Genomic DNA, 23060 nt, shown 5'->3' on the forward strand with positions numbered 1-23060 from the left:
CCTCGAGTGTAGGTCGGCGCGGGGGTCGCGACCTAGCGGCGACGCCGTCGCGCGGGGCGTGGTCTGATGGGCCGGTGACCGACCCCACCCTCCCCGACCTGCCGGTCCTCGACGGCCACAACGACCTGCCGTGGGCGCTGCGCGAGCTCGTCGGCACCGAGCGTGCGCTCGAGGTCGACCTCGCGACGGACACGTCGGCGCGCGGCCTGCACACCGACCTGCCGCGGCTGCGGCGCGGCGGGGTGGGCGGGCAGTTCTGGTCGGTCTACGTCCCCTCCGCGCTGCCCGAGGCTGACGCGGTCGTGGCCACGCTGGAGCAGGTCGACCTGGTGCACCGCATGGTCGCGAGGTATGCCGACCGCCTCGCGCTCGCGACGACCGCGGCACAGGTGGAGTCGGCCATGGCGGGCGGCCGGGTGGCCTCGCTGCTCGGGGCCGAGGGCGGGCACTCGATCGGTTCCTCCCTCGGGGTGCTCCGGTCGCTGCACCGGCTGGGGGTGCGCTACCTGACGCTGACGCACAACCACAACACGCCCTGGGCGGACAGCGCGACCGACGAGCCGGAGCACGGCGGGCTGACCGATCTCGGACGCGAGGTCGTGCGCGAGATGAACCGGCTCGGCATGCTGGTCGACCTCTCCCACGTCGCGGCCACGACGATGCGGGACGCGCTCGCGGCGTCGGCCGCCCCGGTGATCTTCAGCCACAGCAACGCGCTCGCCCTGTGCGGCTCGCCGCGCAACGTGCCCGACGACGTGCTGGTCACCATGGCGGGCCAGGGTGGGGTCTGCATGGCGACCTTCGTGCCGCAGTTCGTGGCGCAGGACTGCTGGGAGTGGAAGGTCGAGTCGCGCAAGGCCGCCCCGGCCGCCGGCGTCGACCCCAACGACCACCCGGTGATGACCGCCTTCAGCCTGGCCCGGCAGGAGCGGCACCCCCGGCCCGAGGCGACCCTGGCGCAGGTGGCCGACCACCTGGACCACCTGCGGGAGGTCGCCGGGGTGGAGCACGTCGGTCTCGGGGGCGACTTCGACGGCACCGAGCAGGTCGTCGTCGGGCTCGAGGACGTCTCAACCTACCCGGCGCTGCTCGCCGAGCTGGCCCGACGCGGCTGGAGCGAGCACGACCTGCGCGGCCTCACCCGCGGCAACGTGCTGCGCGTCCTGCGCGACGCCGAGGCGGTGGCCGGTCACGAGGGGTGTCCGGTCGGGTCCTGACCTCGGACCGAATTGCCGGGTGCGCTCGGTCCCGCCCGTGCGCTCAGTCCCGGCCGGTGAGGCCCCAGGCGTCCTCGCTCTCGGGCTCCTCGTCGTCCTCGACGTAGCTGCCGCTGATCGGGTCGCCGTCGTAGCGGTCCTCGCGCGGCGCTCGCCCGGCGCCGGGCGCGGAGCCGCCGGCCGCGGCATACCGCACCTCGTTGCTGTCGTCGCCCTCACCGTCGGCGACCTCGGTCGGGTCGGCGTCGAAGGGGGAGCTGTCGCTCTCGACGTCCGGGCGCGGCGGATCCTGGCCCTGCAGCAGCGCGAGCGTGGACTCCAGGTCGTCCGGCTTGACCAGGACGTCGCGGGCCTTGCTGCCCTCGGAGGGCCCGACGATGCCACGACTCTCCATGAGGTCCATGAGCCGCCCGGCCTTGGCGAAGCCGACGCGCAGCTTGCGCTGCAGCATCGAGGTCGACCCGAACTGCGTCGTGACCACCTGCTCGGTCGCCTGCAGCAGCAGGTCGAGGTCGTCGCCGATGTCCTCGTCGATCTGCTTCTTGGCAGGGGTCGCGAGGACCTCCTCGACGTACCTCGGCTTGAGCTGACCGGTGACGTGCGCGACGACGTCGTGGATCTCGGACTCGCTGACCCACGAGCCCTGCACCCGCATCGTCTTGCTCGCGCCCATCGGCAGGAAGAGCGCATCACCCATGCCGATGAGCTTCTCCGCGCCGGGCTGGTCGAGCACGACGCGCGAGTCGGCGAGCGAGGAGGTCGCGAAGGCCATCCGGCTCGGCACGTTGGCCTTGATCAGGCCGGTGACGACGTCGACGCTGGGCCGCTGCGTGGCCAGCACGAGGTGGATGCCGGCGGCGCGGGCGAGCTGGGTGATCCGGACCACCGACTCCTCGACGTCGCGCGGGGCGACCATCATGAGGTCGGCGAGCTCGTCGACGACCACGAGCAGGTAGGGGTAGGGCTGCAGCACCCGCTCCGAGCCCGGGGGCGGGGTGACCTTGCCGGCCCGGATCGCCTTGTTGAAGTCGTCGATGTGCTTGTAGCCGAAGGCCGCCAGGTCGTCGTAGCGGTGGTCCATCTCCTTGACCACCCAGGCAAGCGCCTCGGCCGCCTTCTTGGGGTTGGTGATGATCGGCGTGATGAGGTGCGGGATCCCCTCGTAGGCCGTCAGCTCGACCCGCTTGGGGTCGACGAGGATGAGGCGCACCTCGTCCGGCGTCGACCGCATGAGGATCGAGGTGATCATCGAGTTGACGAAGCTCGACTTGCCCGAGCCGGTGGCCCCGGCGACGAGCATGTGGGGCATCTTCGCGAGGTTGGCGATGACGTAACCGCCCTCGACGTCCTTGCCCACCCCCATGACCATCGGGTGCGTGTTGTTGCGTGCCGTCTGGCTGCGCAGGACGTCGCCCAGGCTGACGTTCTCGCGGTCCGCGTTGGGGATCTCCACACCCACCGCCGACTTGCCCGGGATGGGCGAGAGGATGCGCACGTCGGCGCTGGCGACGGCATACGCGATGTTCTTGGAGAGCGCCGTGATCCGCTCGACCTTGACGCCCGGCCCGAGCTCGACCTCGTAGCGGGTGACCGTCGGGCCGCGGGTGAAGTCGGTGACCTGGGCGTCGATGTTGAAGTCCTCGAGCACGCCGGTGAGCGCCTCGACCACCTTGTCGTTGGCCTCCGAGCGCTCCTTGTGCGGGGTGCCCGGCTTGAGCAGCACCGACTCCGGGAGGGTGTAGGTGACGTCGCCAGCGAGCTGCAGCTGCTCCACCCGCTGCGGGAGCTGGGTCGTCGGGGGCGCCTCGAGCTCGGGCTTGGCGGTCTGCTTGGACTTCTCGACGGCCGAGGGGGCCGCGGGACGCTTCTGGCCCGGGCGCAGCGCGGGGATTTCCTCGGTCGAGTCACCCTCGGCACGCGCGCCGCGCCGGCGGGAGCCGGCGTCGGCGGCGGGCTTCGAGGCGGGCTGAGGGGCGTCGCCGGTGCGGTCGGGGTCCTCCGCCGGGCGCTGGCGAGCAGCGGCACCGCGCCGGGGCCTGCGCCCCTTCGCCGCCCGGTCGACCTCGGCAGCCTGCTCGAAGGCGACGTCGCCGTCGCGGGGGCCGTCGAGGTCGCCGGCGCCGCGCCGGCCACGTGGCAGCGGGTTGCCGTCCTCGTCGACCCGGTCGAAACGGGCAGAGTCGAAGAGCTGCTGCTCGACCTCGCGGATGCGGTCGGGAATCCGGTGCACCGGGGTGCGGGTGAGCACGAGCAGGCCGAAGACGCCCAGCAGGCTGAGCACGATGTATGCCCCGGTCACGGTGATCGCCGAGGCGGGGATCGAGGAGGCGATGAAGCCGAGGATGCCACCGGAGCGCTGCAGCACGTGCGAGCCCTCGGCGTAGTCGGGGTTGCCGGTGGCCAGGTGCGTGATGCCGCTGGCCGCGACGAGCATGGCGGTGGTGCCGATGCTCATCCGGTTGGTCGCCTGCTGCTCGTCCGGCGCGCGGAAGAGGCGGACGGCGAAGAAGACGAGGACGGCGGGCAGGATGAGCGCCACCCGCCCGAAGGTGCCGGCCGCGGCCACGTGGATGACGTCCCCCACGAAGCCGTTCAGGCCCCACCACTCGCGCAGGGCGACGACCAGGGCGAGCGCGAGGAGCAGGAAGCCGGCGCCGTCGCGCCGGTGCTCGGGCTCGAGGTCGTGGGCCGTGTCGGTCATGGCGCGCACGGTGCCGCCGGTCACCCCGGCGATGCCGCGCATCGCCCGCCCGGGCAGCGACGGACCGTCGGAGGCGCGGGAGCGCGGCGCCGAGCTGCGGCCGGAGCCGGAGGTGCTCCGCCCCTGGGTGGACGTCGTCCGGCTCGCCGGGCGCCGGGAGGCGCTGCCGGAGCCGGCACGGGTCGAGGTCGTCGCAGTCTTGGCCACGATCGCACCGTACCCAATGTTCACCTCCGCCACAGGGGTCCCACGCCGGACGGCCTGGAGACCCACCCGGTGCCCGCGACCGGCTGCGCCCCGGAGCCGCGTCGCCGCCCCCTCCCTCCTGACGCGCCACCCGGCGACCTGCTGACATCTGTCACGCCGCTCGGCGAGCGTGCGGGCATACCGTCGGGATCACCGCAGCCGAGGAGATCGAGGAGCCGTCATGGACACGCAGGTGCCGCGCAGCCACCCCGTCAGCCCGCTCGAAGGTTCGAGCACCCCGCCGCCGCTGCCCACCCCGGGCACCGGTGGCCGCGAGGAGCTGCCGCAGGAGAGCACGCCGACGCAGGAGACCCGACCGGCCGGGTGCGGGAGCGGCCGGCTAAAGCACGGCCTTGGCGGCCACGACCTCGCCTCCAGCCGGTCCCGCGTGATCCGCGCGGCCGCCTTCATCGGCATGCTCGTCGCGGTGTGGGCGCTCAGCGGTGGCGGCCACTTCTGGCCGGGCTGGGTCATGATCGGGTGGGGCATCTGCCTGGCTCCCGACGTCACGCGGCTCGTCGAGGGTCGTCACGGCCGTGGCAGCGCAGCCCGCTGAGTACGCTGGGGCTGTGAGCCAGCCACCGCAGGGACCGCACGACCCGGTCGAGGACAGTTTCCCGCTGCAGCCCTACCGCCCGAGCATGGAGCTCGACCCGGAGATGCGCAAGCGGGCGCTGGAGCGGATCGAGGCCCGTCAGGCGTGGCGGCAGCACTTCACCGTGTATGCCCTGGTCATGACGCTGCTCACGGTCATCTGGCTGGTGACCGGCGGCATCGGGACCTATTTCTGGCCGGTCTGGCCCATGATGGGCTGGGGAGTCGGGGTCGCCATCCACGGGGCGAGCCTCGTGCTCGACAAGGAGCCCACGGAGAAGGAGATCGCCGACGAGGCCGCCAAGCTGCGCAAGCGGCTCGGCCGCCCTGACCACCCGGAGGACTGACCCGGCCGCTCCGGCGCGACCGCGGTCATCAGGGCAGCCGCAGCCGCGCCCAGACCGCCGCGTGGTCCGATCCGGTGACCGTCGCCGCGCCGGCGTCGACGACGTCAAGCCCGCGCACGAGCACATGGTCGATCTGCACGAAGGCCGGCAACAGCCCCTCCGTCGGCCAGGTGCGCACCCACCCCGACCCCGACGCCTCGTGCGCGTCCCGCAGCCCGGCGTCGTCCTTGACCTGGCGCAGCGCGGGGTGCCCGGTCGAAGCGTTGAGGTCGCCGACCACGAGCAGCGGGCCCTCGATGCCGGTGGCGTCCTCACCGAGCCACCCCAGCTCCTCGCGCCACGCCGCGGAGCCGGCCACCGCCGGAGGCCGGGTGTGCGCCCCGAGCAGCGTCACGGTCTGCCCGCCCCGGGTGATCGGGAGACGGACCTGGTCGAAGAGATACGGCTCGTCGATGACGTGCGCGCCGTCGGCGCCGGTGTCGTCGTCAGCGGACCCGGCCATGCCCTCGCGGGTGAGCACGAGGGTCCCGCCCGCGTCGGACCGGAGGGTGCCGCCGCGGACGGGCAGGGCGCGGTCGAGGGCCGACCCCTCGAGCCGCGCCTGCGCCTCCGGTGTCATCTCGACCAGCACGAGGGCGTCGACCTCGCGCTCGTCGACCAGCGCGGCGAGGTCCGCCAGGCTCCCCCGGCCGTACTCCAGGTTGGCGGTCGCGATCACGAGGTCGTCGCGACCGGCGGGCACGGTGTCCGGCAGCAGCCAGGGCGCCGCGAGGGCAGCGTGCCCCAGCCCCAGCAGCACCGCCGCGCCGAGCAGCAGCCGCCGGGCCAACGCCCAGGCGAGGACCGCGAGCGGCACCAGGCTCAGGCCGACGAGCACCAGACCGGACTGCAGCACCGGCACCGGACCGGCGGCGTCGACCCAGCGCAACGCGGTGAGGCCGGCCGCCGCCAGCCACCACGCCCAGGCGAGCGCGACGAGGACCCGGCGCACGGCATACCCCCCGGAGCCGGCGTCAGGCGTCGACGACGATCGGGATGATCATCGGGCGGCGGCGCAGCTTGTTGCCGACGAAGGACCCGACCGTCCGACGGATGACCTGCTGGAGCTGGCGGGTGTCCTGGACGCCGTTGCGCCGCGCCTCCTCCAGCGCCGCGACCAGCTTGGGCTGCACCCGCTCGAAGACGTCCTCGCCCTCGGCGAAGCCACGGGTCTGGATCTCCGGGCCGGCCGCGATGGCCCCGGTCGAGGAGTCGCGGACGACGATGATCGTCACGAAGCCCTCGTCGCGCAGGATGCGGCGGTCCTTGAGCATCGTCTCGTCCGCCGCCCCGACGAGCGAGCCGTCGACGTAGACGTACCCGCAGTCGACGGCGCCCGAGATGCGCGCCCGGCCGTCGACGAGGTCGACGACCACGCCGTCCTCGGCGATGACGACGTTGTCGCGCGGGACGCCCGTCTGGACCGCGAGGTCGCCGTTGGCGACCATGTGGCGCCACTCGCCGTGGACCGGCAGGACGTTGCGCGGCTTGACGATGTTGTAGCAGTAGAGCAGCTCGCCCGCGCTGGCGTGACCGGAGACGTGCACCAGCGCGTTCTCCTTGTGCACGACGTCGGCGCCGCGGCGGGTCAGCCCATTGATGACGCGGTAGACGGCGTTCTCGTTGCCCGGGATGAGCGAGGAGGCCAGCAGGACGGTGTCCCCCTCGCCGACGTCGATCTTGTGGTCGCCGTTGGCCATTCGCGACAGCGCCGCCATCGGCTCGCCCTGGGAGCCGGTGCAGATGAGCACCTGGTCCTCGTCCGGGAGCTTGGTGAGCTTGTTGAGGTCGACGAGCACCCCGTCCGGCACCCGCAGGTAGCCCAGGTCCGCGGCGATCCCCATGTTGCGGATCATCGACCGGCCGACCATGGCGACCTTGCGGCCGGACTCCTCCGCGGCGTCGAGGACCTGCTGGACCCGGTGCACGTGCGAGGAGAAGCAGGCGACGATGATCCGCCGCTCGGCGGTGTGGAAGACCCGCTCGATCGCCGGCGCGATCTGCCGCTCCGGGGTGGTGAACCCAGGCACGTGCGCGTTGGTGGAGTCGGTCATGAACAGGTCCACGCCCTCCTCCCCCAGCCGGGCGAAGGCGCGCAGGTCGGTGATCCGCCCGTCCAGCGGCAGCTGGTCCATCTTGAAGTCGCCGGTGTGCAGGATCGTGCCGCCGGAGGTCCGGATGAAGACGGCGAGCGCGTCCGGGATCGAGTGGTTGACCGCGACGAACTCACAGTCGAACGGGCCCAGCTCCTCCCGGCCGCCCTCCCGCACGCCCAGCGTCAGCGGGGTGATCTTGTGCTCCTTGAGCTTGGCCTCGATGAGGGCCAGGGTGAGCTGGGAGCCCACGAGCGGGATGTCCGGCTTGAGCCGCAGCAGGTAGGGCACCGCGCCGATGTGGTCCTCGTGCCCGTGGGTGAGGACGATCGCGACGATGTCGTCGAGCCGGTCCTCGATGGGGCTGAAGTCGGGCAGGATCAGGTCCACGCCGGGGTGGTGCTCCTCGGGGAAGAGCACCCCGCAGTCCACGACGAGCAGCTTGCCGCGGTGCTCGATGACGGCCATGTTGCGACCCACCTCGCCGAGCCCGCCGAGCGGGATGACGCGGACGCCCCCGTCCGGGAGGGGCGGGGGCGCGGTCAGCTCGGGATGCGGGTGGCTCATGGCGCACAGGGTAGACCGTCGGGCCGCGATGCCACGAAGCCTGCCTCCGTCTGCGACAGTCTCCCGTGGACGGGATCGTCCCGGGGCAGATGGCGTAGTGCGGCAGGAGGTGCGGTCGATGGGTATGGGTGTCGTGCTCGCGCTCGCCGCCGCCCTGTCCTACGGCCTGTCCGACTTCGTCGGCGGCGTCGCGTCCCGACGGAGCTCGCCCTGGCCGGTCGCGATCATGTGCGCCGTCGGGGGTATGGCGGGTGCCGTGCTCGTGGCGCTGACCCGCACCGGCGACCCGACCCCGGCGGACCTGGGGTGGGGCGCGCTCGCGGGGGTCGGGAGCGGGCTCGGCGGAGCCTTCCTCTACCGCGGCCTGGCCGCCGGGCGGATGGGCGTGGTTGCACCGGTCTCCGGGGTCGGCGCGGCGGTGCTGCCGGTGGTCGTCGCCCTGCTCGGCGGGGAGCGACCGGGGCTGCTGGTGTGGTGCGGCATCGCCGCAGCGCTGCCCGGGATCTGGCTGGTCAGCCGGGAGCCCGGCCACGGCGGACGCCTGGCCGACGGCTTGCTCGACGGCGTGCTGGCGGGGGCCGGCTTCGGGCTGCTCTTCGCCGCGATCGGCCAGGTGCCGCAGAGCGCCGGCTACTGGCCGCTGGCGGTGGCCCAGACCGTGGGGCTGGTCAGCGTCGTGATCACCGCCACGCTGCTGGGTGACAGCTGGCGGCCCCGGACCGCCCTGGAAGTCGGGGGTGGCCTGCTCGCCGGCGCGCTGGCCACGCTGGCCGCGCTCGGCTTCCTGCTCGCGACCCAGGCCGGGCTGCTGACGGTGGCCGCGGTGCTCACCTCGATCTACCCCGCCGTGACCGTGCTGCTGGCGGCGACCGTGCTCCGCGAGAGGCTCGGGGCGGCGCAGGGCGTGGGTCTCCTGCTATGCCTCGCCTGCGTGGCGCTCGTCGCGGCCGGGTGAGGCGGGCGCCGCTACGCTGACCTGCATGCAGGCATACCTCGACCTCCTGGAGCGGATCCGCACCGAGGGGGTGCGCAAGGAGGACCGGACCGGCACGGGGACGCTGTCGGTCTTTGGTCACCAGATGCGCTTCGACCTGACCGAGGGTTTCCCGGCACTGACGACGAAGAAGCTACACCTGCGCTCGATCATCGGCGAGCTGCTGTGGTTCCTGCGCGGCGACACCAACGTGCGGTGGTTGCAGGAGCGCCGGATCACGATCTGGGACGAGTGGGCCGACGAGCAGGGCGACCTGGGCCCGGTCTACGGCCACCAGTGGCGCTCCTGGCCGGCCCCGGACGGGGGGACGATCGACCAGATCCAGCGGCTCGTCGACGGCCTGAGGACCAACCCCGACTCCCGCCGTCACATCGTCTCGGCGTGGAACGTCGCCGACGTCGACTCAATGGCACTGCCGCCGTGCCACACGCTCTTCCAGTTCTACGTCGCGCCCGCCGCCGAGGGCGACCCGGACCAGCGCGGGTGGCTGTCGTGCAGCTCTACCAGCGCAGCGCCGACACCTTCCTCGGGGTGCCCTTCAACATCGCGTCCTACGCCCTGCTGACGCACATGGTGGCGCAGGTGACCGACCTGCGTGCCAAGGACTTCGTGCACACCCTCGGCGACGCGCACCTCTACCTCAACCACCTCGACCAGGCCGCCGAGCAGCTGACCCGGACGCCGGGGCCGCTCCCCACCCTGTGGCTGAACCCCGAGGTGCGGCAGGTCGACGCCTTCGAGCTGGAGGACGTCGAGGTGCGCGACTACGTCGCCGCCCCGACGATCACAGCGCCGATCGCGGTATGACGCAGGCCGAGCCCGCGCGCCGCTCCCGTCCGGCAGCGCTCGTCCCCGCGACCTACGTGATCCTGCGCCGCGAGGGGGCGTCCGGGACCGAGGTGCTGCTGCAGCTGCGGCAGGGCACGCCCTACATGGACGGCTGGTGGGCCTGCGGGGCCGCAGGCCATGTCGAGCCGGGCGAGAGCTTCTGGCGCGCCGGGGTCCGCGAGGCCGCCGAGGAGATCGGGGTCGGGCTGAGCGAGGACGACCTCGAGCACGTCGCGACGCTGCAGCGCACGGTGGCGCTGCCGTACCCGCGCGAACAACGGGTCGACGTCTTTGTCACCACCGAGCTGTGGGAGGGTCAGCCGCGGGCGGCCGAGGCGGACCGGGCCGCTGAGGTGCGGTGGTGGCCGCTGGACGACCTGCCCGAGCGGGTGGTGCCGCACGAGCGACGCGCCCTGGAGGCCCTCGCCGCGGGCGCGCGCGGGGCGCTGCTCACCCACGGCTTCGCGCAGCGGCTCGCGCTCATCGCGGCCGTCGGGCGCAACGGGGTCATCGGCGACGGCAGCGCGATGCCGTGGCACCTGCCGGAGGACCTGCGCTTCTTCAAGGAGACGACCATGGGGGGCGTCCTGGTCATGGGCCGCGGCACCTGGGACTCCATCGGCCGGGCGCTCCCGGGCCGGCGCACCATCGTCGTGACGCGGCAGCGCGACTGGTCGGCGCCCGGGGCAGAGGTCGCGCACTCCTGTCTCCTTCCGAGGCCTTGCTCATGGCCGGCGACGGCGAGGTCTTCGTCGCCGGAGGCGGCGAGATCTACGCCCAGACCATCGAGCACGCCCACCGGCTGGTGCTCACCGAGGTCGACCTCGAGCCGGAGGGCAGCACCCGCTTCCCCGAGGTGGACCAGGAGCGGTGGACGGAGACACGTCGCCAGCCTGGCTCCGGAGACATCAAGGCCTGGGTCACCTGGGATCGGCGGTGAGCCCGAGGCCGCGATGGTCCCGTGAGACTCGGGGACGGTCCCGACTCCCACGGGACCGTCGTCTGCACGCCGGCTCGTCACTCACGAGCCCCCTCGAGCAGGCTCCGGAGTGACGTCGAGGCGTGCAGACGGCTCGGACGAGCGGCTGACGGTCCCGGCGTAGGCTCGCGCAGGTGAAGCCCAGCGACCTGACGAAGATCCGCACGCTCTCCTCCCCCACGGTGCACCCCGACGGCCGCGACGTGGTCTTCGTCGTGAGCCGGCCGGACGTCGAGGACAACCGCTACCGCACCAGCCTGTGGCGGCTCGACCTGAGCACGGACGACGCCCGGCCCACCCGGTTGACCAGCAGCACGCGGGACTCGGCACCGGCATACTCCCCCGACGGCACGCAGCTGGCCTTCCTCCGCGCCGGCGACGACGGACCGCCGCAGCTGCACGTCATGCCTGCCGACGGCGGCGACGCTCGACGCCTGACCGACCAGCCGCTGGGCGTCGGCTCCGTCTCCTGGTCCCCCGAGGGCACGCAGCTCGTGTATGCCGCCCGTATCCCCGAGCAGGGTCGCTACGGCACCGACGACGCCGTCAAGCCCGACCAGGAGGCGCCGCGGCTCATCGAGCACAGCACCTACCTGGCCGACGGGCTCGGCTACGTCCTCGACCGCCCGAGCAAGCTCTTCCTGCTCGACCTCGCCGACCTGCCCGATCCCGATGGCCCGGACGCCGACGAGCTCCCACCCAGCACGCAGCTCACCTCGGGTCGAGGTGACGACAGCGCGCCCGTCTTCCTGCACGCCGGCACCCGGATCGCCTTCGTCGCCTCTCGCGACCGGCGCGGCGCCTGGACCCCGGACACCCTCGTGAGCGACGTGTGCTCGGTCGACCTGCGCGGCAAGGGCTTCCGCCGGCACACCGACCGCACCGGATCGGTCGGCAGCGTGCACGTCGGCCCGGACGGCACGGCCGTCTACGGTGCGGCCGACCTCGGCAGCTCGAAGCAGGACTTCGTGGCTCGCAACGCGGTGCTGCGCCGGCTCGACGGCCCGGGGGTCGCGCTCACCGACGCCGAGACCGACCACCTCGCCTGCGCCCCGGTCATCGGCGGCGACGGCGCGGTCGTCGCCGCCTTCGAGGTGCGCGGCGACACCGTCGTGCGTGACCTGACGGCCGACCGGGTGCTGCTCGAGGGTCACGTGGGCGTGACCGCCCTGGCCGCCGGCGGCGACGTCGTCGTCGCGGTCGCGGGCACGCGCGAGGCATACTCCGAGCTCTTCGTCGGCCGCTCCGGCGAGACGCTCACGCAGCGCACCGACTTCGCCCGCCACCTCACCGACACGGCCGCACCGATCGAGACCGAGGAGCTGGACGCGACCTCGGGCGACGGCTACCCGGTGCACGGCTGGCTGGTCCGGCCCACCACCAAGCCGCGGCGCAAGGCGGGCCACCCGGTGATCCTGCTCATCCACGGCGGCCCCTACGCGCAGTACTCCGGCAACCTCTTCGACGAGGCCCAGGTCCTCGCCGGCGCTGGGTATGCCGTCGTCATGGGCAACCCGCGAGGCGGCTCCGGCTACGGCGCGGCGCACGGACGGGCGGTCAAGGAGGCGATCGGCACCGTCGACGTGGCCGACCTCACCGCGCTGCTGGACCACGCGCTGACCCTGCCGGGCCTCGACGGCTCTCGGCTCGGCGTCATGGGCGGCTCCTACGGCGGGCTGATGACGACCTGGCTGGTCGGGCACACCGACCGCTTCACCGCGGCGATCAGCGAGCGCGCTGTCAACGCCTGGGACTCCTTCGCCGGCACCAGCGACATCGGCTGGTTCTTCGCCGACGAGTATGCCGGCGCCTTCCAGCACGAGCAGTCACCGCTGACCTGGGCCGACCGGATCACCACACCGACGCTGGTCATCCACTCCGAGCGCGACTTCCGCTGCCCGCTGGAGCAGGGGCAACGGCTCTTCGCGCGGCTGCGCAAGAACGGCGTGCCCAGCAAGCTGCTCGTCTTCCCCGGCGAGGGGCACGAGCTGTCGCGCTCGGGCCAGCCGCGGCACCGGCTGCAGCGCTTCGAGCACATCCTCGACTGGTGGGGCGACCACCTGCGCTGAGGCGCGGCGCTCCCGCGGGCCGGGTCGTCAGTCGGTCGCCGGGTAGCCGAAGCGGGACATCAGGGCACCGCAGGTGTGCTCGATCCGCCGCAGGTTGTCCTCGCCGAAGAAGGCCGCGGGGGTGACCTCGCGGTCTCCGCGGGGCTGGAACTGCCGGTCCTGCGAGCCGGTGATGTCGCGCACGACCGGTCGCCCCAGGGAGCGGGCCAGCGCCTCGATGCTGCCGCGCTTGTCGGCGCAGAAGTCCTCGTAGCGCAGCAGCGTCAGGTGCTCGGCGGCGTCGACGTAGGTCTGTGCGGCGCGCACCCACCGGTCCGCCAGCGCCTTCACGTACTGCCTCGGCCCGGTGGCCATCCCCGCGTTGGTGAGGATGGGGTACCACCCGGGCAGCCGCTCCCTCAGGTCGTCGTACTGGTCCGCCGTGAGGTCCGCCTGCGACCCGGGCAGGTCCACCCGGTTGAGGATGCTCCTGATGTTGTCCCGGGGTCGCGGACGACGAACACCACCTGGGCGTCCGGGAAGGCCGCCAGCAGCGAGGGCAGCAGGAAGATGACGTCGTTGTCCTTCACCACGTCCGCGGCGAAGACCTTGGGCCGGCGCTGCGCCAGCGTGGCGACCGCGTCCTCCTGCCCCAGCAGGTCGGCCAACCGGGTGCGGGTCTGGTAGAGCACGTCCAACGAGGCCCTCCCGCCGATGCACTCGGCCAGGAGGCTGGCGATCGCCGTGCTCCCCGACTTCTGGTTGCCCAGCACGAAGATGGGCGGGGCCGGGGCCGGGGGCGAGGGCTCGGCGGTGACAGCGGGCGCCGGCTCTGAGGCGCCCGCACGCGCCGGCTCCGCCGGCGGCTGCGGGCGGGGCGCCGCAGCGGCGGGCACCGTCGACCGGGAGACGACGCGGCTCACGTAGCCCAGCCTGCGCAGGGCCGAGAACTCGTCCTTGACGGACTGCCGGCCGAAGTTCTCGTAGGCGGCCACGGCGATCTGGATCTGGTCCTCGCTGCTGCGGGTCGGCCGGTAGACCGAGGCCTCGCCGGACATGAGGGTGCCCAGGCTGAACCGCACGGTCCGGGCCCCGAGCCCCTGCACCGCCTCGACGACCGCGCGATGGTCCGGGTGGTCGTCGTCGGGGTGGCCCGCGACGACCCACCGCGCCCCGCGGCGGTCCAACTTCTTCAGCGCCCGACCGACCTCCTCCGCCTGAACGTCACCGTCCGGGAGCCCGAGCCGGACGATGTGTCCTGCGCCCGCCGTCAGGGCCGACCACGCGGCGGCCTGCTCGGACCGGCGGAACTCCCTCTCGTAGGCCGGGGTCCACCCCTTGAGCTCCGCCCGCCGGGAGGCCCCTCCGTCGCTGACGGCGACCAGGACGACCGGGTGTTGGGTGCGCGCGCAGAGCCACGGGATGTAGGAGGCCAGCCGCAGGGTCTCGTCGTCCGGGTGCGGTGCGACGACATAGGTCACCGGCCGGGAGAACGCCTGGGCGACCCGTCGCGCTCCCGTGCGGGCACGCCTGCACAGTCCTGCCGTGCCGGGGGCGCCCCCGGGGGCCTGTCGACGGGTGGGGAGCATGCCGGGAGGCTAACAAGGGCGGCGCCGCGGGAGTCGGACCGCTCCCGACCCCGTGGCCACGCCCTCGGGCCCAGCCGGGGCCGTGGTGACGGATGGTCAGCTCGCCAGGTGCCGGGGCAGCCGGTCCAGCACGTCGTTCCACCCCTGCGCGGCACCACCGTCCGGCTCGTGCGCGTCGGAGGTATGCCGCACCGTCACCTCGGTGCCCCCGTCGACCGGGGCGAAGGTGACCTCGACCGTGTCCACCGCGGCGTCCGCGGGCACGCCGGCAGCCGGGTCGTCCACCCAGGTCCAGGTCATGACGAACCGGCGCGGGGGGTCGTGCTCGAGGAAGACCCCCTCCACGCCCACCCCGGCCGAGGGGGCCGTGATGCGCAGCCGCCCGCCCTGGAGGGCGTCGACCTCGTAGGTCGTATCCGGCCACTGCGGCCACCACCACCGGGCCAGCTCGGCGGGGTCCATCCACGCCCGGAAGGCGCGGTCGGCGTCGACCGGTACGACCCGCGTGACGGTGACGGTGCTGGCGCTCATGGCTCGCTCCTGTCGGTCGGACCTGCCAGGTGACCTGCCAGGCGGTCCAGGTGGTTGCCCCAGAGGAGGCGGTGCTGCAGGGCCCAGGTCGCCAGGGGGTCGAGGCTGCCGGGCACCAGCTCGACGGTGACGACGCGTCCGGCCTTGGTCCGGCGGACGATCCCGGCCTCCGCCAGGCGGTCGACGTGGCGCATGGTGCCGGGCACGCTCATCCCGAGCACCTCGGCCAGGGCGCTCACGGTGGCGGGCCCGTCGGCCAGGTGCTCGACCACCCGGCGGCGGGACTCGCTGGCGATGGCGCCGGCCGCCGCGTTGAGGGAGGACATGGCGCCCAGGCTACCGCATACTTAACGGTCTTGTTAAGTATGCGGTGAGGTCACCCCTCCCGGGACCGCCGACCCAGCAGGTAGCTGCCGAGGGCCAGGAGCACCGCGCCGACGCAGATGGTGATCGGCCCGACGACGTCCTGCCACACGAGGATCCGGACCGGCTCGACCGGCTGGTAGGCGAACCACCCGAACGACACCGGCGTGCTGAGGATGACCACCACGCCGCCGACGATCATGAGCGCGCCGAGCACGGCGAGCGCCGGGGCCCGCCCGCTGGATCGAGGGCGCTGTGCCATCAGACCGGGGGGATGCTGCGGTGGCGGGCGGAGAAGTGCCGGTCGCGGCGCGCGGCATACCGCAGCCGGTGCACGACCTCGGCGCGCAGGTCCTCCGGCTCGGTGATCGCGTCGATGACGAGGTCGGCGGCAAGCCGCTCGAGATCGACGTCCTCGAGGTAGTCCGCACGCCGGGCGTCGATGAAGGCCTGCCGCTCACCCTCGTCCTCGATCGCGGCGATCTTGTTGGCGTAGACCGCGTTGACCGCGGCCTCGGGGCCCATCACCGCGATCCGCGCCGTCGGCAGCGCGATCGTCGCGTCCGGGCCGAAGCCGGGGCCACCCATGGCATACAGCCCGGCGCCGTAGGCCTTGCGCAGCACCACGCACAGCTGCGGCACCGTCGCCTCCGAGACCGCGGAGACCATCTTGGCGCCGTGCCGGATGATGCCGCCGCGCTCGACCTCGGAGCCGATCATGAATCCCGGCACGTCGGCGAGGTAGATCAGGGGGATGCCGTAGGCGTCGCAGAGCCAGATGAAGCGGGACGCCTTGTCAGCCGAGTCGGTGAAGAGCACCCCACCCTTGACCGCCGAGTTGTTGGCGACGATCCCGACGCTCTGCCCGTCGACCCGTCCCAGCCCGACGACCAGCTCGGCGGCGAAGAGCGGCTTGACCTCGAAGAAGCTGTCGTCGTCGACGAGCCCCTCGATGACGTCGTGCACGTCGAAGGGCACCGACTCCGCCTCGGGGACGGTATGCCTGCCCAGCGGCACCGCGGGCTCCTCGCCCTCGTAGGCGGGCGCGGGGGCGCGCCACGACTCGGGCAGGTAGGAGAAGAAGTGCCGGGCCAGTTCGATCGCCTCGGTGTCGTCCGAGGCGAGCAGGTCGCCGACCCCGGAGACGGTGCAGTGCATCCGCGCGCCACCCATCTCCTCCAGCGAGACCCGCTCCCCCACGACCATCTCGGCCATCCGCGGGCTGCCGAGGTACATCGAGGCGTTGCCCTCGACCATGATGATCAGGTCGGTGAAGCTCGGGATGTAGGCGCCGCCCGCGGCGCTCGGCCCGAAGAGGCAGCAGATCTGCGGCACCTTGCCGGACAGGGCCACCTGGTTGTGGAAGATCCGCCCGGCACCGCGACGCCCCGGGAAGAGGTCCACCTGGTCGGTGATCCGCGCACCCGCCGAGTCGACGAACCAGAAGACCGGCAGCTCCTCGCGCAGCGCGGCCTCGGTGGCGCGGATGATCTTCTCGACCGTCCGGGCACCCCACGACCCGGCCTTGACCGTCGGGTCGTTGGCGACGACGATCGCGGCGCGCGCCGTCGACCTCGCCGCGGCCCGTGACCACGCCGTCGGCCGGCAGACCCTCGGCGGTGGCGTTGGCATACCGACCGTCCTCGACGAAGCTGCCCTCGTCGAAGAGCAGCGCGATCCGCTCGCGGACGTAGAGCTTGCCCTGGCCGTCCAGCTTGGCCCGGGCCCGCTCGCTGGGCTCCGCCGAGGCCTGGTGTGCCGTCGCGAGCCGCGAGCGCAGGTCGGCGACCCGGGGGTCGCCGGCGGCGTCGGCGGAGGTGGCGTCGTCGCTCATGCCGGTCATCGTGTCAGCACCCACCGACGGCTGTCAGCGGGCGGGGAGCCCGAGGCCGCGGGCGATGACCATCCGCTGCACCTCCGAGGTGCCCTCGCCGATCTCGAGGATCTTGGCGTCGCGGTAGAAGCGGGCGACCGGGTACTCCTCCATGAAGCCGTTGCCGCCGAAGAGCTGGGTGGCGATCCGGGTCGAGGTGACCGCTGCCTCGGTGGAGTAGAGCTTGGCGACCGCCGCCGCCTGCTTGACCTCGGCGACCGAGCGGCGCCCGGCCTCCTGCTCGTCCTTGAGCCAGGCCGCCTTGTAGGTGAGCAGCCGCGCCGCCTCGACCATGACCGCCAGGTCCGAGATCTGGAAGGAGACGCCCTGGTTGACCGCGATCGGCTTGCCGAAGGCGGTGCGCTCCTGGCTGTAGGCCGTGCACTCCTCGAGCATCCGCTGGGCGCAGCCGAGCGCGAGCGCCGAGATCGCGATCCGGCCATCGTCGAGGGTCTTGAGGAACTGCTTGAAACCCTCGCCGCGCTCGCCGAGCAGGTGGTCCTCGGGCACCCGGCAGTCCTCGAAGCTCAGGCCGTGGGTGTCGGAGATGTGCCAGCCGAGCTTGCGGTAGGACGGCTCGACGACGAAGCCGTCGGTGCCGGCGGGGATCATGATCGCGCTGATCTCCGGCCGGCCGTTCTCGTCCTCGCCGGTCTTGGCGGTGACAGTGACCACGGAGGTGATGTCGGTGCCGGAGTTGGTGATGAAGGCCTTGGCGCCGTTGACCACCCACTGGCCGTCCTCGACCCGGGCTCGGGTCTTGCTGGCGGCGGCGTCCGAGCCGGCGTCCGGCTCGGTCAGCCCGAAGCCCGCGAGGGTCTTGCCGGCGAGCAGGTCGGGGAGCCAGCGCTCCTTCTGCTCCTGGGTGCCGTAGGACAGGATCGGGTTGATGCCCAGACCGACGCCGGCGGACAGGGTGATGCCGATCGACTGGTCGACGCGACCGAGCTCCTCGATCGCGAGGCAGGTATACGTGAAGCCGCCGTGCTCGGTGCCCGCGCCGCCGAACTCCTCGGGGGCGTTGAGACCGAACAGACCCAGCTCGCCCATCTTGGGGACGAGCTCGGTCGGGAAGTGGGAGTCCCTGTCCCACTTCTCCACGTGCGGCGCCACCTCCCCCTGCGCGAACTCGCGGACCAGGCCGCGGAACTCCTCATGATCCTGGGTCAGTTCGAACATCGCCGTCCGCATCCTCGCTCGCGCTCGGGGGGTGACGGGGGCTCCCGGCACCGTCCCTCCATCGTGCTTGACGTTGACGCGAAGGTCAAGCAAGATGGTCCCGGACGACTTGACGTAAGGACAACCATGACCGACGCCACCACGACGTGGACCATCGCCCAGATGGCCGACGACTACGACGTCACCCACCGGGCGCTGCGCCACTACGAGCACCTCGGCCTGCTCGGGCCCGACCGCGAGGGGCAGCGCCGCATCTACCACCGCCGCGAGCGCACCCGCCTCGCGCTCATCCTCCGCGGGCGCCGGCTGGGCTTCTCGCTCGAGGAGATCGCCACCATCCTCGACATGTACGACGACCAGCCGGGCGAGGTCGGTCAGCTGCGCTACCTGCTCTCGCAGATCGGCGACCGTCGCCAGGACCTGGAGCGGCGCCGCCGCGACATCGAGGACAGCCTGCGCGAGCTGGACGAGCTGGAGCAGCGCTGCGCCGAGGACGTCGCGCGGCTGTCCTGAGCAGCGGCGACCGCTGCCGGCGAGGTCTGCGGGCGCGCGCCGGAGTCGCGCGCGTCGGGCATACCCCTGGGGCTAGGGTGACCCCCATGCCGATCAGCAAGGTCCTCATAGCCAACCGCGGCGAGATCGCCGTGCGCATCGCCCGCGCCTGCGCCGACGCGGGCCTGGGCTCGGTGGCGGTCTACGCCGAGCCCGACCGCGACGCGCTGCACGTGAAGGTGGCGGACGAGGCCTACGCGCTGGGCGGCAGCACCCCCGGCGAGTCCTACCTGCTGCAGGAGAAGCTGCTCGATGTCGCGCGGCAGGCGGGGGCGAACGCGGTGCACCCGGGCTACGGCTTCCTCGCGGAGAACGCCTCCTTCGCCCAGGCCGTCATCGACGCCGGGCTGACCTGGATCGGCCCCTCCCCCGAGGCGATCGACTCGCTCGGCGACAAGGTCAAGGCCCGGCACATCGCGCTGGAGGCGGAGGCGCCGCTCGTGCCCGGCACGACCGACCCGGTCGACGGGCCGGACGAGGTCGTGGCCTTCGCGACCGAGCACGGCCTGCCGGTCGCGATCAAGGCGGCCTACGGCGGCGGGGGCCGCGGCCTCAAGGTCGCCCGCACGATGGAGGAGATCCCCGACCTGTTCGACTCCGCGGTGCGCGAGGCGGTCACCGCCTTCGGCCGCGGCGAGTGCTTCGTCGAGCGCTTCCTCGACCGCCCGCGGCACGTCGAGACCCAGTGCCTGGCCGACCAGCACGGCAACGTCGTCGTCGTCTCGACCCGCGACTGCTCGCTGCAGCGGCGCAACCAGAAGCTCGTCGAGGAGGCGCCGGCGCCGTTCCTGAGCGAGGAGCAGCACGCCGAGCTGGTGCGGGCGAGCAAGGCCATCCTGCGGCAGGCGGGCTACGTCGGCGCCGGGACCTGCGAGTTCCTCGTCGGGCCGGAGGGTGACATCTCCTTCCTGGAGGTCAACACCCGGCTGCAGGTGGAGCACCCGGTGACCGAGGAGGTCACCGGCGTCGACCTGGTGCGCGAGCAGTTCCGCATCGCCGACGGCGAGGAGCTCGGCTACGACGACCCGGTGCCGCACGCGCACTCCTTCGAGTTCCGGCTCAACGCCGAGGACGCCGGTCGCGACTTCATGCCCGCGCCGGGGACGGCGCTGGTCTTCCGGCCCCCGTCGGGACCGGGCGTGCGGCTCGACTCCGGCGTCCTCGAGGGCGACACACGGTGGCCGGCGCCTTCGACTCGATGCTCGCCAAGCTCATCGTCACCGGGCGGACCCGGCAGCAGGCGCTGGAGCGCTCGCGCCGGGCGCTCGCCGAGTTCGAGCTGGAGGGTATGCCCACCGTGCTCGCCTTCCACCGGGCCGTGGTCGCCGACCCCGCGTTCGCCCCAGAGGACGCGGACCAGCCCTTCACCGTGCATACCCGCTGGATCGAGACCGACTTCGACAACACGATCGAGCCCTACTCCGGGCCGACCGCCGAGGACCCGGGCGAGCAGGGCGAGCGGCAGAACCTCGTCGTCGAGGTCGGCGGCCAGCGGCTCGAGGTCTCGCTGCCCGCCGGGCTGTCGCTCGGCGGTGGCGGCGGTGCCGCGTCCGGCGGCGGCCGGCGCAAGGCGCCCAAGCGCTCCCGCGGCGGCGGTGGCGCGGCGGCGGCCTCGGGTGACGCGGTGACCGCGCCGATGCAGGGCACGATCGTCAAGATCGCGGTCGAGGAGGGCCAGAGCATCGCCGAGGGCGACGTCGTCGTCGTGCTGGAGGCGATGAAGATGGAACAGCCGATCAAAGCGCACAAGGGCGGCACCGTCACCGGCCTGTCCGCCGCCGTCGGCGACACCGTCACCAACGGCGCCGCCATCTGCGAGCTCAAGGACTGACCGACACCCCGTCCGCCCTCCCCCACCGAGCGCCGCCCATGGTCGGCTCAACCCCCACCGAGCGCCGCCCATGGTTGCCCAGGACAACCACACGCGACGCCCGGTGGTATGCCTCGGGCCGGGTCAGTCGGCGATCTCGTGCAGCTGGCGGGCGGCCTCGGACAGCGAGCCGCTCATCGAGGGGTAGACCGTGAAGGTCGCCGAGAACTGGTCGACGTTGAGCCGGTTGGCGACGGCGAGCGCGATCGGGAAGATCAGCTCGCTGGCGCGCGGGGCCACGACCACTCCCCCGACGATCGTCGCGCTGCCGCTGCGGGCGAAGAGCTTGACGAAGCCGTCCTGCAGGTTCTGCATCTTGGCCCGCGGGTTCTTGGTCAGCGGCAGCATGACCGCGCGCGCGTCCACCCGCCCCTCGTCGACGTCGGCCTGGCTCACGCCGACCGTGGCGATCTCGGGGTCGGTGAAGATGTTGGAGCTCACCTTGCCCAGCGACAGCGGCGCCACCGCGTCACCGAGGGAGTGCGCCACCGCGATCCGGCCCTGCATCGCCGCGATCGAGGCGAGCGGGAAGACGCCGGTGCAGTCCCCCGCGGCATACACCCCGGGCGCGCTGGTGCGCGAGACCCGGTCGACCTCGATGTGCCCGGACGGGCTCACCCGGACACCGGCCTCCTCCAGCCCCATGTCCGAGGTGTTGGGGATCGATCCGACGGCGAGCAGCGCGTGGCTCCCCCTCACCTCGCGCCCGTCCTCTAGGGTCACGACCACGCCGTCCCCCTCGCGGCGCACGGCTCCGGCGCGCGACCGGTTGAGCACCGTCATCCCCCGGCGCCGGAAGACCTCCTCCACGACGTTGGCCGCGTCGGCGTCCTCCCCCGGCAGCACCCGGTCGCGCGAGGAGATCAGCGTGACCTGGCACCCGAGCCCGAGGTAGGCGTGCGCCAGCTCGGCGCCGGTGACGCCGGACCCGATGACCACCAGGTGCTCAGGCAGCTCCTCGAGGTCCCAGATCTGCTGCCAGGTGAGGATGCGCTCGCCGTCCGGCTGCGCCGAGTCCAGCACCCGCGGGCGGGCACCGGTCGAGACGAGCACGAGGTCGGCCTCCACCTCGCGCCGGGTATGCGCGTCGCCGCAGTCGTCGTCGTGCGGCGCCGGCTCCTCGCCGGACTCGACCTCGTCCACCCCCTCGACGATCTGCACCCGACCGTCCGGGAGCAGGCTGCCGGCGCCCTGCACGACCTCGACCCCGGCCGACTCCAGCCGCTCACCGATGTCGCGGCTCTGCGCCCGGGCGAGGTCGAGGATGCGTGAGTTGACGTCGGCGATGTGCGCGGTGACGCCCTGGTCGCCCGGCACCTGGGCGCCGTCGAAGTGCACGCCGATCCGCTTGGCGGCGCTGAACCGGTCCATGAAGTCGGCCGTCGCGATGAGCGCCTTGCTCGGCACGCAGTCGGTGAGCACCGCGGCCCCGCCCAGCCCGGAGCGTTCGACGACGGTCACCTCGGCACCGAGCTGCGCGGCGGCCAGGGCGGCCTCGTAGCCGCCGGGGCCACCACCGATGACGACGACGGACTTGTTGCCAGCACTCACACCCCTATCCAACCATCGCTACCCTGAGCCCATGACTACTGGTGCAGCCCGAGACCTCGCCCTCGACGACCCCGCGACCGACCCGCTGGCGGTGGCGCAGGCGGCGGCCGACGTCATCGCCGAGCGGACCGGGGTGCCGCAGCACGACATCGCGCTCGTCCTCGGCTCCGGCTGGAAGCCCGCCGCCGACGCGCTCGGGCAGGCCGACGCCGAGATCGACCACGCCGACGTCCCCGGCTTCGCCGCGGCGGCGGTCGCCGGGCACTCCGGCACGATGCGCTCGATCCCGCTGGCGAACGGCCGGCGTGTGCTCGTCTACGGCACGCGCACCCACTTCTACGAAGGCAAGGGGGTGCGCTCCGTGGTCCACGCCGTGCGGACCGCCGCGGCCGCGGGCTGCTCCACCATCGTCCTCACCAACGGCTGCGGCGGACTGCGGCCGGAGTGGGCCCCGGGCACCCCGGTGCTCATCAAGGACCACATCAACCTCACCGCGACCTCGCCGGTCGAGGGGGCGAACTTCGTCGATCTCACCGACCTCTACTCCCCCCGCCTGCGCGACCTCGCCCGTGAGGTCGACGCCGACCTCGACGAGGGCGTCTACGTCCAGTTCTCCGGGCCGCACTACGAGACCCCGGCCGAGGTCCAGATGGCCAAAGTGATGGGGGGTGACCTCGCCGGTATGTCGACCGCCCTGGAGGCGATCGCGGCGCGGCAGTCCGGGCTCGAGGTGCTGGGGGTCTCCCTGGTCACCAACCCGGCCGCGGGGATCAGCGAGACCCCGCTGGACCACCAGGAGGTCATCGACGCCGGCGCCGCGGCGGCGCAGCGCTGCGGCGAGCTGCTGGCCCGCATCGTCGAGCGCATCTGAGCGCCACCGCCCCGACGCCCCCACTGAC

The 23060-nt window shown here is 73.0% G+C and carries 18 protein-coding genes and 4 pseudogenes; 11 read left to right on the top strand and 11 right to left on the bottom strand.

Annotated elements, in window-relative coordinates:
• Positions 1 to 74 precede the first annotated feature (74 nt).
• Positions 75 to 1217, top strand: coding sequence for a dipeptidase (locus tag FU792_RS10700; protein WP_022924939.1), 1143 nt, complete (start codon positions 75 to 77; stop codon positions 1215 to 1217).
• Between the two features lie 43 nt (positions 1218 to 1260).
• Here the strand turns inward: FU792_RS10700 and FU792_RS10705 are convergent, their stop codons facing one another.
• On the bottom strand, positions 1261 to 3918 hold the full coding sequence (locus FU792_RS10705; protein ID WP_028131002.1) for an FtsK/SpoIIIE family DNA translocase: 2658 nt from the start codon (positions 3916 to 3918) through the stop codon (positions 1261 to 1263).
• A 427-nt stretch (positions 3919 to 4345) separates the two neighbouring features.
• Between FU792_RS10705 and FU792_RS10715 the strand changes: the two genes are divergently transcribed.
• Both FU792_RS10715 and FU792_RS10720 read left to right on the top strand, forming a co-directional pair.
• A complete protein-coding gene (locus FU792_RS10715) occupies positions 4346 to 4720 on the top strand; it encodes a 2TM domain-containing protein (RefSeq protein WP_022924942.1) in 375 nt (124 codons plus the stop codon).
• A gap of 13 nt (positions 4721 to 4733) precedes the next feature.
• Positions 4734 to 5105 carry a 2TM domain-containing protein gene (locus tag FU792_RS10720; RefSeq protein ID WP_022924943.1) on the top strand — a complete coding sequence of 124 codons (372 nt, stop codon included), beginning with the start codon at positions 4734 to 4736 and terminating at the stop codon, positions 5103 to 5105.
• A 28-nt stretch (positions 5106 to 5133) separates the two neighbouring features.
• Here FU792_RS10720 and FU792_RS10725 read toward each other — a convergent pair whose 3' ends face one another.
• On the bottom strand, positions 5134 to 6096 hold the full coding sequence (locus tag FU792_RS10725; RefSeq protein WP_022924944.1) for an endonuclease/exonuclease/phosphatase family protein: 963 nt from the start codon (positions 6094 to 6096) through the stop codon (positions 5134 to 5136).
• 22 nt (positions 6097 to 6118) lie between these two features.
• Complete coding sequence (locus FU792_RS10730; RefSeq protein WP_022924945.1) at positions 6119 to 7804, bottom strand: ribonuclease J; 1686 nt, start codon at positions 7802 to 7804, stop codon at positions 6119 to 6121.
• A 118-nt stretch (positions 7805 to 7922) separates the two neighbouring features.
• Here FU792_RS10730 and FU792_RS10735 point away from each other — a divergent pair, with 118 nt between their 5' ends.
• From FU792_RS10735 to FU792_RS10750, 5 genes and pseudogenes are all read left to right on the top strand, one after another.
• Entirely contained in the window at positions 7923 to 8759 is an 837-nt protein-coding gene (locus FU792_RS10735) for a DMT family transporter (protein ID WP_202804738.1), read from the top strand.
• A gap of 25 nt (positions 8760 to 8784) precedes the next feature.
• A pseudogene (locus FU792_RS10740) lies at positions 8785 to 9605 on the top strand (thymidylate synthase).
• A pseudogene (locus FU792_RS10745) lies at positions 9602 to 10270 on the top strand (dihydrofolate reductase); the annotation flags it as partial. The pseudogenes FU792_RS10740 and FU792_RS10745, both read left to right, overlap by 4 nt.
• A gap of 83 nt (positions 10271 to 10353) precedes the next feature.
• Complete coding sequence (locus tag FU792_RS18520; protein ID WP_275100779.1) at positions 10354 to 10566, top strand: dihydrofolate reductase; 213 nt, start codon at positions 10354 to 10356, stop codon at positions 10564 to 10566.
• 173 nt (positions 10567 to 10739) lie between these two features.
• Positions 10740 to 12674: a S9 family peptidase gene (locus FU792_RS10750; RefSeq protein ID WP_022924949.1), complete on the top strand. Its 1935-nt coding sequence runs from the start codon at positions 10740 to 10742 to the stop codon at positions 12672 to 12674.
• 27 nt (positions 12675 to 12701) lie between these two features.
• Here FU792_RS10750 and FU792_RS10755 read toward each other — a convergent pair whose 3' ends face one another.
• From FU792_RS10755 to FU792_RS10785, 7 genes and pseudogenes are all read right to left on the bottom strand, one after another.
• Positions 12702 to 13127 (bottom strand): hypothetical protein, encoded by a 426-nt coding sequence (locus tag FU792_RS10755; protein WP_149814753.1) that lies wholly within the window; start codon positions 13125 to 13127, stop codon positions 12702 to 12704.
• Positions 13073 to 14242 (bottom strand): PIG-L family deacetylase, encoded by a 1170-nt coding sequence (locus tag FU792_RS10760; protein ID WP_149814754.1) that lies wholly within the window; start codon positions 14240 to 14242, stop codon positions 13073 to 13075. Before FU792_RS10760 ends, FU792_RS10755 begins: the two co-directional genes overlap by 55 nt.
• 96 nt (positions 14243 to 14338) lie before the next feature.
• A complete protein-coding gene (locus FU792_RS10765; protein WP_022924951.1) occupies positions 14339 to 14773 on the bottom strand; it encodes an SRPBCC family protein in 435 nt (144 codons plus the stop codon).
• A complete protein-coding gene (locus FU792_RS10770; RefSeq protein WP_022924952.1) occupies positions 14770 to 15099 on the bottom strand; it encodes an ArsR/SmtB family transcription factor in 330 nt (109 codons plus the stop codon). Before FU792_RS10770 ends, FU792_RS10765 begins: the two co-directional genes overlap by 4 nt.
• Positions 15100 to 15149: 50 nt before the next feature.
• On the bottom strand, positions 15150 to 15398 hold the full coding sequence (locus tag FU792_RS10775) for a hypothetical protein (protein ID WP_149814755.1): 249 nt from the start codon (positions 15396 to 15398) through the stop codon (positions 15150 to 15152).
• Positions 15398 to 16979, bottom strand: a pseudogene (locus tag FU792_RS10780) (acyl-CoA carboxylase subunit beta). The gene FU792_RS10775 and the pseudogene FU792_RS10780 overlap by 1 nt, the downstream one beginning before the upstream one ends.
• A gap of 24 nt (positions 16980 to 17003) precedes the next feature.
• Positions 17004 to 18188: an acyl-CoA dehydrogenase family protein gene (locus FU792_RS10785; protein ID WP_022924955.1), complete on the bottom strand. Its 1185-nt coding sequence runs from the start codon at positions 18186 to 18188 to the stop codon at positions 17004 to 17006.
• Positions 18189 to 18314: 126 nt separating this feature from the next.
• Here FU792_RS10785 and FU792_RS10790 point away from each other — a divergent pair, with 126 nt between their 5' ends.
• The gene (locus FU792_RS10790) at positions 18315 to 18701 is read left to right on the top strand and encodes a MerR family transcriptional regulator (protein ID WP_022924956.1); all 387 of its coding nucleotides are present in this window, start codon (positions 18315 to 18317) and stop codon (positions 18699 to 18701) included.
• A gap of 86 nt (positions 18702 to 18787) precedes the next feature.
• A pseudogene (locus FU792_RS10795) lies at positions 18788 to 20571 on the top strand (acetyl/propionyl/methylcrotonyl-CoA carboxylase subunit alpha).
• 123 nt (positions 20572 to 20694) lie between these two features.
• Here the strand turns inward: FU792_RS10795 and FU792_RS10800 are convergent.
• Complete coding sequence (locus tag FU792_RS10800) at positions 20695 to 22161, bottom strand: NAD(P)H-quinone dehydrogenase (RefSeq protein ID WP_022924958.1); 1467 nt, start codon at positions 22159 to 22161, stop codon at positions 20695 to 20697.
• Between the two features lie 31 nt (positions 22162 to 22192).
• Here FU792_RS10800 and FU792_RS10805 point away from each other — a divergent pair, with 31 nt between their 5' ends.
• Complete coding sequence (locus tag FU792_RS10805; RefSeq protein ID WP_022924959.1) at positions 22193 to 23032, top strand: purine-nucleoside phosphorylase; 840 nt, start codon at positions 22193 to 22195, stop codon at positions 23030 to 23032.
• Positions 23033 to 23060 lie beyond the last annotated feature (28 nt).

It is taken from the genome of Serinicoccus marinus DSM 15273 (assembly GCF_008386315.1).
GTDB classification, from domain to species: domain Bacteria; phylum Actinomycetota; class Actinomycetes; order Actinomycetales; family Dermatophilaceae; genus Ornithinicoccus; species Ornithinicoccus marinus.